The sequence below is a fragment of the Streptomyces sp. NPDC093109 genome, assembly GCF_040701725.1.
GTDB lineage: Bacteria > Actinomycetota > Actinomycetes > Streptomycetales > Streptomycetaceae > Streptomyces.
The window spans coordinates 256,235-267,313 of the sequence record NZ_JBFBEZ010000006.1 but is presented as its reverse complement, the minus strand read 5'-3'; the positions used below and the strand labels follow the sequence as shown (position 1 = coordinate 267,313).

Annotated in this window: 8 protein-coding genes and 2 tRNA genes; 2 read left to right on the top strand and 8 right to left on the bottom strand. The window is 68.9% G+C overall.

The annotated features are described in order from the left end of the window. Nucleotides 1-141: 141 nt before the first annotated feature. Both AB0389_RS09455 and AB0389_RS09450 read right to left on the bottom strand, forming a co-directional pair. On the bottom strand, nt 142-405 hold the full coding sequence (locus AB0389_RS09455; RefSeq protein ID WP_366394720.1) for a hypothetical protein: 264 nt from the start codon (nt 403-405) through the stop codon (nt 142-144). 349 nt (nt 406-754) lie between these two features. Beyond that, nucleotides 755-827 (bottom strand) — tRNA-Ala (locus AB0389_RS09450). 187 nt (nt 828-1,014) lie between these two features. Here AB0389_RS09450 and AB0389_RS09445 point away from each other — a divergent pair. Both AB0389_RS09445 and AB0389_RS09440 read left to right on the top strand, forming a co-directional pair. Beyond that, a complete protein-coding gene (locus AB0389_RS09445; RefSeq protein WP_366394719.1) occupies nt 1,015-1,563 on the top strand; it encodes a DNA-binding protein in 549 nt (182 codons plus the stop codon). 73 nt (nt 1,564-1,636) lie between these two features. Further along, nucleotides 1,637-2,893: a serine/threonine-protein kinase gene (locus AB0389_RS09440; RefSeq protein WP_366394718.1), complete on the top strand. Its 1,257-nt coding sequence runs from the start codon at nt 1,637-1,639 to the stop codon at nt 2,891-2,893. A gap of 17 nt (nt 2,894-2,910) precedes the next feature. Here the strand turns inward: AB0389_RS09440 and AB0389_RS09435 are convergent, their stop codons facing one another. From AB0389_RS09435 to gyrB, 6 genes are all read right to left on the bottom strand, one after another. Further along, entirely contained in the window at nt 2,911-4,335 is a 1,425-nt protein-coding gene (locus AB0389_RS09435; protein ID WP_366394717.1) for a hypothetical protein, read from the bottom strand. A gap of 411 nt (nt 4,336-4,746) precedes the next feature. Then, on the bottom strand, nt 4,747-4,881 hold the full coding sequence (locus tag AB0389_RS09430; protein WP_003958712.1) for a DLW-39 family protein: 135 nt from the start codon (nt 4,879-4,881) through the stop codon (nt 4,747-4,749). A 192-nt stretch (nt 4,882-5,073) separates the two neighbouring features. Further along, nucleotides 5,074-5,147, bottom strand: a tRNA-Ile gene (locus AB0389_RS09425). Nucleotides 5,148-5,207: 60 nt separating this feature from the next. Next, entirely contained in the window at nt 5,208-5,990 is a 783-nt protein-coding gene (locus AB0389_RS09420) for a DUF3566 domain-containing protein (protein ID WP_366394716.1), read from the bottom strand. A 4-nt stretch (nt 5,991-5,994) separates the two neighbouring features. After that, complete coding sequence (gyrA, locus tag AB0389_RS09415; RefSeq protein WP_366394715.1) at nt 5,995-8,649, bottom strand: DNA gyrase subunit A; 2,655 nt, start codon at nt 8,647-8,649, stop codon at nt 5,995-5,997. 51 nt (nt 8,650-8,700) lie between these two features. After that, a complete protein-coding gene (gyrB, locus tag AB0389_RS09410) occupies nt 8,701-10,782 on the bottom strand; it encodes a DNA topoisomerase (ATP-hydrolyzing) subunit B (RefSeq protein WP_366394714.1) in 2,082 nt (693 codons plus the stop codon). Nucleotides 10,783-11,079: the final 297 nt, after the last annotated feature.

The window sequence follows — 11,079 nt, the reverse complement described above, 5'->3', positions numbered from 1 at the left end:
ACCCCACCGAGCGCCCAGAAAGCGCCCCCGCACTACCCAACACCACCAACACGACCGCCACTTGATCGGCTACACCACTCGACGGGACATGACCCGGCCCCGGGCCCAACCCGCCCGCCATCCCCGAGGAACTCGACAAGCTCATGCGCCGCATGCGGCTGCCCTACATGCGCAAAGCGCGGTCGCTTCGCCCCATCGGAAGCCGGTCTTCGCGATGGTCTCGGCAAGGTCCTTGGCATCGTCGCGAAGGCACTCGTAGATCCAGGCCCATTCCTCCCGTTCGAGGAAGACCATCTCCTCCTCGTCCTCGGCCCCGTCGAGCCGAGGCAGCCGGGTCTTCGCGCACGGGTTGGATGCCCGCAGAGACGGTTCCGTATCCACAGCCGACTGCAAGATCGCGCTCAACAACCCGTGCTTGTTCTGAACGGTTTTCGGCTTGTACGCGGTGCGCGGCTTTCGGTCATCGGGGTCAAGCGGAGCGGGACGTCGACAAGTCGGCGGAACTTCTCCGCGGAGTCGGAGTCGGAGTCGTCGAAGTACTCCGTCTCCCTCGTCGCCCCATCGGGTCCCTCGCCCCGCCACCGGACGATGCACCTCGGGCCGCTCTTCTTCCGGTGCTGGGTCTCCACGTAAGCCATGGAACCGACCGTAAAAGGCCGCCGCGGACAACTCCATGCCCACTCGTCGCCAACCAAAGCAGGAAGAAGACCCCTCCAGACCGACGTTTCCGCAGGTCAGGAGGGGTCTCAAAATGTGGAGCCTAGGAGAGTCGAACTCCTGACATCTGCCATGCAAAGACAGCGCTCTACCAACTGAGCTAAGGCCCCGCTGAAGGTGGGTACGCCGAACCGCCGTCGCCGGGGTCCCGCGCGTCACCGAGAACCAGAGTACCGGGTGCGGGCGGGTATCCCGCAAAAGGATTGGGGCTCCCCGTGCGCGACCACTCTCCGTAAGATGCCCCACGAGGTTCGCAGCAGCGAAGCTGCCGCATGGGGAAGCGATGGGGAGACGCGCATGGACGCCGCACAGCAGGAATCGACCGCCAGAGCCAGAGAACTTCAGCGGAGCTGGTACGGAGAGCCTCTGGGGGCGCTCTTCCGCCGGCTCATCGATGACCTGGGGCTGAACCAGGCCCGGCTCGCCGCCGTCCTCGGGCTGTCCGCCCCGATGCTCTCCCAGCTGATGAGCGGTCAGCGCGCGAAGATCGGGAATCCCGCGGTCGTCCAGCGGGTCCAGGCGCTCCAGGATCTGGCCGGACAGGTGGCCGACGGCAGCGTCAGCGCCGGTGAGGCCACGGACCGGATGGAGGAGGTCAGGAAGTCGCAGGGCGGCTCCGTCCTCAACGCCACCAGCCAGACGACGCACAGCGCGGGCGCGCCCACCGTCCGCCGGGTGGTCCGCGAGATCCAGTCGCTGCTGCGTTCGGTCGCGGCGGCCGGCGACATCATAGACGCGGCGGACTCCCTCGCCGCGACCCAGCCGGAACTGGCAGAGTTCCTCCGGGTCTACGGCGCCGGACGCACCGCCGAAGCCGTCGCCCACTACGAGGCGCACCAGAGCTGACAGGCCCGGGTTCCGGGCACGGCAAAACAGGACGACGACGACCGAGACGACAACGGGGAGCGGGCGCGGCGCAATGGGTGAGATCTTCGCGGGACGGTACGAGCTGATCGACCCGGTCGGCCGGGGCGGTGTCGGTGCCGTCTGGCGCGCCTGGGACCACCGGCGGCGGCGTTACGTCGCGGCCAAGGTCCTCCAGCAGAGCGACGCGCACACCCTGCTGCGGTTCGTCCGCGAGCAGGCGCTCCGGATCGACCATCCGCATGTCCTCGCCCCCGCCAGCTGGGCCGCCGACGACGACAAGGTCCTCTTCACCATGGACCTGGTCAGCGGGGGATCGTTGGCCCATGTCATCGGCGACTACGGACCGCTGCCGCCCCGCTTCGTCTGCACCCTGCTCGACCAGCTCCTCGCCGGGCTCGCCGCCGTCCACGCGGAAGGCGTCGTGCACCGCGACATCAAGCCCGCCAACATCCTCATGGAGGCGACCGGCACCGCCCGGCCGCATCTGCGCCTCTCCGACTTCGGCATCTCCATGCGCAAGGGCGAGCCGCGCCTGACGGAGACCAACTACGTAGTAGGCACGCCCGGTTACTTCGCGCCGGAGCAGCTGATGGGCGCCGAGCCCGACTTCCCCTCCGACCTCTTCGCCGTCGGCCTGGTCGCGCTCTATCTGCTCCAGGGACAGAAGCCCGACTCCCAGGCACTGGTCGAGTACTTCGCCGCGCACGGCACCCCCGGCGCACCCGAGGGCATCCCCGAGCCGCTGTGGCAGGTGCTCGCGGGGCTGCTCCAGCCCGATCCGCACGCCCGGTTCCGTACGGCCACGGGCGCCCGCAAGGCGCTGACGGCGGCCGTGGAGCTGCTGCCGGAGCCGGGCGCCGACGACGAGCCGGTCGAGGTCTTCGACCAGATCGGCCCGCTGCCGGCCGGTTTCGGCCCGGAAGGCCCCGTCCCGGCCGCCGCCGTCCCGGCCGCCGCAGAGCCGGAGCCCGAAACGCCCGCGCCGCCGCTCCCCGTACAGAGCCCGACGCCCTCCACCGTACCCAGCGCCATGTCGGAGACCGGCAGCTTCCACCTGCCTCCGCCGCCTCCCCCGACTCCTCCGCAGCAGTCCCAGCAGCCCCAGCAGCAGCTGATGGCCCACGCACCGACCGAAGCGGTACGGCACGAGCAGCCCCTCACCCGCCCCTACACGGCCCAGCAGCCACAGCAGACACCAGCCGCAGCCGCACCCCGACCCGTCGGTCCGCCCCTGAAGGTGGCGGTCCCGGTGCTGCTGCTGGCCCTGGCCTGCTTCGCGGTCGGCATCTGGGCGATGACCCAGGGCTGAACGCCCGCGCCCCCTCCTTACCGCCCGGGAGGCGGCCCGTACCCCTGCGTCACCTGCGGCGCCTGCGCCTGCGCCGGTACGCCCGCACCGCCTGCGGCCCCGGCCCCGGCCGCCGCCCCCGCCGCGCCCCGCGCCGCGTTCCGCCGCGCGATCAGCGTCCACATCCCGAGCCCGAGCACCAGCGCCGTCCCCGTGCCGATCCCCGCCACCGCGATCAGCGCCATCGTGTCGCCGTCCGCCTCGTCCGACGGAGTCAGCCCGTCCGCCGCGACCTCCCGGTCCTCCGGCGTCACGCTGAAGTCGCCCGCCGGACCCGCGTACGCCGGCCCCTGCTTCGCCTCGCCCGTGACGTTCACACGCAGCGTCAGCGGGATCGGCGCGTTCCCGAACGAGGTGGCGACCTCCGGGTTGAGGCTCACCCGCAGGTAGTACCAGCCCGCGAACCGCATGTCCTTGTCACCGCTCGCGTAGCCGAACCGGTTCTCGTACGCGACCGGCGGCAGCGGCGCGAGCGCCGTCGTCTTCTGCTTGCCGTCGTACGAGACCGGGCTGCCGCTGCCGACGAGACCGCGCGCCGGGTTGTACAGGGACATGGCGAACGCGCCGCTCACCGCCGACCCGTCCGTCACCTCCGAGCTGCTCAGATCGGCGGCGACGAACAGCTGCTGCCCCCAGTCCACCGGGATCCGGTAGAAGAGCGACGCCCCCGGCTCGATCTCCGTCGTCCACTCGCCGCCGGTCAGCCCCTTCGCGTCGTAGAAGCTGCTGCCGCCCGTACGCTCGCCCGTTCGGTCGCCCGCGGCCGGCCCCGGGGACGCGCTCGGCCACACCGTCGGCGCGCTGGTGGCGCCCGCCTCCGTCAGCTTGGGCTCGGCGACATGGCGGATCTCCAGCTCCCACGGCTCCGGCGTGGAGGTCTCCTCGCCGGTCCGCTCCACGACGGCGTAGTACCGGCCGGCGTCCTTACAGAGGTACGAGCCCTTCTCCACCGTCCGGTACGCGTAGGCCGCGAGCGGACGGGGGAATTCGCCCACGCCGCCGAACCTGGCGTCGTTCGAACTGCACTGGTTGCCCTGGCTGTTCTGGAGCGAGACCTTGATGCTGTCCGAGGAGGCGACCTTCGTGCCCGGCTTCGGCACGGCCACGGCCGAGACATACGCGTTCGTCTCCGCGTCGAGGTCCAGCCGGTAGATGCGCCGGCCGCCCGGCTCGATCGTGTCCTTGTACGTGGCGCCCGCGTCGAGGCTCCGCGCGCCGCTGGTGGTCGCCGAGCCGGTGACCGGCTTCGCGTCCGGTTCGAAGACGTACGGACCCGGCTCGCCGGCCGCCGCCCACGCCCGCCCCGCCGGCCCCAGCGGCACCGCGACCGCGCACAGGGCCGCCGCCGCACACACCACCGCCGCGCCGGCCCACCGCACCGGTCGTACCCGCTCCCCGTTCACGCGCTTCCCCTTCGCCTTCCGGCGCCCTCTCGGCCGCCCCGCGCCGCATCACTGGTGCCGGTCCATCCTGCCCCGGCCGTCCCTCCGCTGTCTGCGCGGTCACCCGAATCGCCCGCGCGCCGAGCCGGCCGCCACACGCGCCGCGGTCCCAACGGCCTTACGGAGCAGGCCAGTCGGGCGTCAGCGGGCCCCGGAGGCCGAATCCACCCCCGTACCTCACCACCCCGCCGAAAGGCCGTCAGGGGCCACCACAGAGCCACCGGAGGCGTCAGCAGGAGCTGGAGACCCAGGTCCGTACCTTTGCCCGAGCAAGTCGTTCATTCACGTACGCGAACCCATGAAGACCGGCCCCGGACAGCACGAAGCCCCGGCCGCTCGGCGGCCGGGGCTCGCAATTCGGACTGCTGCGACTCACACACCCGAACCTGCGGGCACGGAGTCGGTCGCCTCCGTCCACAGATCCTGCTCGGCGCGGTCCGCCTGGATCTGGCGGTACACGAGGAGCCCGCCGATGGCGGCCAGTGCGACCAAGAGAAGCTTCTTCACCGCGCGACCTCGTCTTTCCTTGACGTAGGGACTTCTGGCGCCGACTATACACACCGGCCGATACCGATCGGTGATCTGCCCGCGCCCCGCGATCGGATGAATGGGCCACTCGGCGCCTCTACCGGCGCTTAGGCCGGCCGGCTTATGCAAACGGCCCGTACGGATGATTTCCGTACGGGCCGTTCTTCGCGGTGGGGCTAACAGGATTTGAACCTGTGGCCTCATCCTTATCAGGGATGCGCTCTAACCAACTGAGCTATAGCCCCGCGCTGCCCCTGAAGATTAGCGCACTTCAGGGCCAGCCCCAAAATCGGTTGGGACGACGCTCACTCGTCCTCGGCGAGCGTCAGCTCGACACCGCCCACGAAGCCCGCGGACAGGTTGTAGATGAAGGCCCCGAGCGTCGCCAGCGCCGTCGCGAGCACCACATCGATCACCGCGATGACCGACGTGAAGATAAGCACGCGCGGCAGCGACAGGAACGACTGGAGATCGAAGCCATTGCTCTCGGTCGACCCTGTGGCCTCACTGATCGTCCCGCCGACCGTCGAGAAGACGCCCATCGCGTCCATGACCATCCACAGCACGGCGGCCGCGACGATCGTGCACACGCCGAGCGCGATGGAGAGCAGGAAACTCACCTTCATCACGGACCACGGATCGGCCTTCGACACCCGCAGCCGCGCCTTGCGTGTACGCGGTGTGGTGCGAGCGCCGGTGCGCGGCAGTCTGACGGCGGCGGCGGCCGCGGTACCCGAAGCGGCAGTTGTCACGGAGGCTCCCTGTTGGCCCTGGCCAAGGCTCTGGCCCTGGCCCTGGGTCTGACTCTGACCTTGGCCCTGCTGCGTTCCGCCCTGCGGACCCACCCCCGCACCCGCCCCGGCACCGGGCTGCGGTGCCGATGCGGGTGCGAGTGCGGGTGCCGGATACGCCTGGGGCGGATGGTACGGCTGAGCAGCCGTCTTCGGCTGCTCGGAACCGTAAGTCTGCTGGTACGGGGGCTGCTGCCCCCGGTTATCGGTCACCGCTACCCCCTGGGAGTCCGTGGCAGGGCCACGGGCACCGTTCCCTCCGGAAGCGTTCGATCCGGCGCCCGCGGCTCCACTCACGCTTTTACTCCTCGTGCTCCCCGGCCGGGGGCTGAGTGCCCTCGGCTACGACCTCGGCCGTACCGGCCTCTTCGGCCGCCGGGTCATCACTCCCGTCGACCTCTTCGGCCTCACGCCCCGCCTCGGCATTGCGCGCGATACCGACGACGGCATCCCGCTTGCCCAGGTTGATCAGTTGGACGCCCATGGTGTCACGGCCCGTCTCCCTGACTTCGTTGACGCGCGTGCGAATCACACCGCCGCCGAGCGTGATGGCAAGGATCTCATCCGTCTCCTCGACCACCAACGCACCGACGAGAGAACCACGGTCCTCCACGATCTTGGCGGCCTTGATACCGAGGCCGCCGCGGCCCTGGACGCGGTACTCGTCGACGGCGGTCCGCTTCGCGTACCCGCCGTCCGTCGCGGTGAAGACGAAAGTACCGGGCCGGACGACATTCATCGACAGCAGCTCGTCCCCTTCGCGGAAACTCATCCCCTTAACGCCGGATGTCGCTCGTCCCATTGGCCGAAGAGCATCGTCCGTCGCGGTGAACCGGATCGACTGCGCCTTGCGGCTGATCAGCAGCAGATCGTCCTCCGCCGACACCAGCTCCGCGCCGATCAGCTCGTCGTCGGCGCCCGACTCCGTCTCCCGGAGGTTGATCGCGATAACCCCGCCCGAGCGCGGCGAGTCGTAATCCTTCAGCGGCGTCTTCTTCACCAGACCGGCCTTTGTGGCCAGAACGAGATACGGCACGGCCTCGTAGTCACGGATCGCCAGGATCTCGGCGATCTGCTCGTCCGGCTGGAAGGCCAGCAGGTTCGCCACGTGCTGACCGCGCGCGTCGCGGCCGGCGTCCGGCAGCTCGTACGCCTTCGCCCGGTACACCCGGCCCTTGTTCGTGAAGAACAGCAGCCAGTGGTGGGTCGTCGAGACGAAGAAGTGGTCGACGATGTCGTCTTCCTTGAGCTTCGTCCCGCGCACGCCCTTGCCGCCGCGCTTCTGCGAGCGGTAGTCGTCCGCCTTCGTACGCTTCACATAGCCGCCACGCGTGATGGTGACGACGATGTCCTCCTCGGCGATCAAGTCCTCCATGGACATGTCACCGTCGAAGGGGACCAGCTTGGAGCGCCGGTCGTCGCCGAACTTGTCGACGATGACGGTCAGTTCCTCGCGGATGATCTGACGCTGCTTCTCCGGCGAGGCCAGGATCGCGTTGTACTCGTTGATCTTCTGCTGCAGCTCGTCGTGCTCGGCGACGATCTTCTGCCGCTCCAGCGCCGCCAGCCGCCGCAGCTGCATCTCCAGGATCGCGTTCGCCTGGATCTCGTCGATCGAGAGCAGCCCCATCAGGCCCTCGCGCGCGATCTCCACCGTGTCACTGCGCCGGATCAGCGCGATGACCTCGTCGATCGCGTCGAGCGCCTTGAGCAGACCGCGCAGGATGTGCGCCCGCTCCTCGGCCTTGCGCAGCCGGAACTTCGTACGCCGGACGATGACCTCGATCTGGTGCGTCACCCAGTGCCGGATGAACGCGTCCAGCGACAGCGTGCGCGGCACGCCGTCCACCAGCGCCAGCATGTTCGCGCTGAAGTTGGACTGGAGGTCGGTGTGCTTGTAGAGGTTGTTCAGCACGACCTTGGCGACCGCGTCCCGCTTCAGGACCACGACCAGGCGCTGTCCCGTACGCGAGGACGTCTCGTCCCGGACGTCGGCGATCCCGCCGACCCGTCCGTCCTTGACCAGATCCGCGATCTTCTGCGCGAGATTGTCCGGGTTGGTCTGGTACGGCAGCTCCGTGACCACCAGGCACTGGCGGTTCTGGATCTCCTCGACCTCGACCACCGCGCGCATCGTGATCGAGCCGCGGCCCGTCCGGTACGCCTCCTCGATGCCCTTGCGGCCCACCACCAGCGCGCCCGTCGGGAAGTCCGGGCCCTTGATCCGCTCGATCAGCGCGTCGAGCAGCTCCTCGTGGCTCGCCTCCGGGTGCTCCAGCGCCCACATCGCGCCGGCCGCCACCTCCCGCAGATTGTGCGGCGGGATGTTCGTGGCCATACCGACGGCGATGCCCGCCGAACCGTTGATCAGCAGGTTCGGGAAGCGCGCCGGCAGGACCGTCGGCTCCTGGTTGCGCCCGTCGTAGTTGTCCGTGAGGTCGACGGTGTCCTCGTCGATGTCCCGGAGCATCTCCATCGACAGCGGCATCATCTTGCACTCGGTGTACCGCATGGCGGCGGCCGGGTCGTTGCCCGGGGAACCGAAGTTGCCGTTGGAGTCGACCAGCGGCATCCGCATCGACCACGGCTGCGCGAGCCGCACCAGCGCGTCGTAGATCGAGGAGTCGCCGTGCGGGTGATAGGTGCCCATGACGTCACCGACGACACGGGCGCACTTGTAGAAGCCCTTCTCGGGCCGGTAGCCGCCGTCGTACATCGCGTACAGCACCCGGCGGTGTACGGGCTTGAGGCCGTCCCGTACGTCCGGCAGCGCGCGCGACACGATGACGGACATCGCGTAGTCGAGGTACGAGCGCTGCATCTCGGTCTCAAGCCCGACCGGCTCCACGCGCAGGGCCAGGCCCTCCACCGCGGTCACGGTCTCGGGGGCGCCGCCGTCCGCGCCGGCGGGCGGGGCGGGTGACTCGGGGGTGTCGGGGGTGTTCTCGTCGGCCATTGCTGGTCAGTGTTCCTTTCGGCCTTGTCGAATCCGTCAGCTGAGACCGACTCAGATGTCGAGGAAGCGGACGTCCTTGGCATTGCGCTGGATGAAGGACCGCCGCGCCTCGACGTCCTCGCCCATCAGCACCGAGAACAGATCGTCGGCCTGGGCCGCGTCGTCCAGGGTGACCTGGCCGAGCACGCGGTGGTCGACGTCCATCGTGGTGACCCGCAGCTCCTCGGCGTTCATCTCGCCCAGACCCTTGAAGCGCTGGATCGAGTCCTCGCGGATCCGCTTGCCGTTCTGCTTGCCCAGCTCGACCAGGGCGTCGCGCTCCCGGTCGGAGTACGCGTACTCGAAGTCGTCCCGGCCCCACTTGATCTTGTACAGCGGAGGACGCGACAGATAGACGTGCCCGGCCTCGACCAGCGGGCGCATGAACCGGAACAGGAACGTCAGCAGCAGCGTGTTGATGTGCTGGCCGTCGACATCGGCGTCCGCCATCAGGATGATCTTGTGATAGCGGAGCTTCTCGATGTCGAAGTCCTCGTGCACCCCGGTACCGAAGGCGCTGATCAGCGCCTGGACCTCGGTGTTCTGGAGGATCTTGTCGATCCGCGCCTTCTCGACGTTCAGGATCTTGCCGCGGATCGGCAGGATGGCCTGGTACATCGGGTTACGGCCGGACTTCGCCGAACCACCGGCGGAGTCACCCTCGACGATGAAGATCTCGCACTTCGAGGGGTCGTTCGACTGGCAGTCGCTGAGCTTGCCGGGCAGCGACGCGCTCTCCAGCAGCCCCTTGCGGCGGGTCAGATCGCGCGCCTTGCGGGCCGCGACCCGGGCCGTGGCGGCCTGGATCGACTTGCGGATGATGTCCGCGGCCTCGTTCGGATTGCGGTCGAACCAGTCCGTCAGATGCTCGTGCACGATCTTCTGCACGAACGTCTTCGCCTCGGTGTTGCCGAGCTTGGTCTTCGTCTGGCCCTCGAACTGCGGCTCGCCGAGCTTCACCGAGATGATCGCCGTCAGACCCTCGCGGATGTCCTCACCGGCGAGGTTGTCGTCCTTCTCCCGCAGGAACTTCTTCTCGCGCGCGTAGCGGTTGACCAGGCCGGTCATCGCCGCGCGGAAGCCCTCCTCGTGCGTACCGCCCTCGTGCGTGTGGATCGTGTTGGCGAAGGAGTACACCCCCTCGCTGTACTGCGAGTTCCACTGCATCGCGATCTCGACCGAGAGCATCCGCTCCTTGTCCTCGGCCTCGATGTCGATGACCGTCGGGTGGATCAGCTCACCCTTGCGCGAGTTCAGGTACTTCACGAAGTCGACGATGCCGCCCTCGTAGAAGTACGTGACCGTACGCGCCGGGGGCTCCTCGCCCGCGCCCGCGACGGCGTCCGCGCCCGCGACGTCCGCGCCCACGACGGCCTTGGCCGACTCGCGCTCGTCCGTCAGCGTCAGGGTGAGGCCCTTGTTGAGGAAGGCCATCTCCTGGAAGCGCCGGGACAGCGTCTCGAAGGAGTAGTCCGTCGTCTCGAAGACGTCCGGGTCGGCCCAGAACGTGACCGTCGTGCCGGAGTCGGACGTCTCCTCGTTGCGCTTGAGCGGCGCGGTCGGCACACCGAGCTTGTAATCCTGCGTCCAGCGGTGGCCGTCCGTCTTGACCTCGACCGCGACTTTGGTCGACAGGGCGTTGACGACGGAGACGCCGACGCCGTGCAGCCCGCCGGAGACGGCATAACCGCCGCCGCCGAACTTGCCGCCCGCGTGCAGCACCGTCATCACGACCTCGACGGCCGGCTTGCCCTCGGACGGAACGATGCCGACCGGGATACCGCGGCCATTGTCGATCACGCGCACCCCGCCGTCGGCGAGGATCGTGACGTCGATGGTGTCCGCGTGACCGGCCATCGCCTCGTCGACGGAGTTGTCGACGACTTCCTGCACCAGGTGATGCAGACCGCGCTCGCCCGTCGAGCCGATGTACATACCGGGCCGCTTGCGGACCGCGTCCAGACCTTCGAGCACGGTGATGGCACTGGCGTCGTACGAGGCGGTCACCTCGCCGTGCTCACCGAGGCCGGTCGACGGAGACTTCTCATGGGGGTTGCCGGAATCGGCCACGAAGCGCCCTTTCTGGCACAGCACAGGCCGTTCTCCGAGCAAGCGGGAAGCGGCTGCGTCGTTCGGCTTGTGTCAGCATCTGTTGACTGCTCCCGCAAGCACGCGGGATTCTCCATCAGTCTACCGGTAGCGCCGACCCGAATGGGGGTTTGCCGGTACCTGAGTCCGCATGTGCCGCCCTGAATGAGCGGCTCACGACTCCCCATATTCGGGAAGGGGCTCCAAGAGGCTCACACCGGCATTGAGCGCTTCGGCCTGTCAACCTCCCGCTACGGTGAGGGACACCTCAGTCTTCCGGGCCTCCCGCCGGGGCCACGACGG

Excerpts from the sequence above, each read along its gene's own strand:
- AB0389_RS09440 (WP_366394718.1), top strand. The coding sequence starts at position 1,637 with ATGGGTGAGATCTTCGCGGGACGGTACGAGCTGATCGACCCGGTCGGC.
- gyrA (WP_366394715.1), bottom strand. The coding sequence starts at position 8,649 with ATGGCCGACGAGAACACCCCCGACACCCCCGAGTCACCCGCCCCGCCC.
- AB0389_RS09445 (WP_366394719.1), top strand. The coding sequence starts at position 1,015 with ATGGACGCCGCACAGCAGGAATCGACCGCCAGAGCCAGAGAACTTCAG.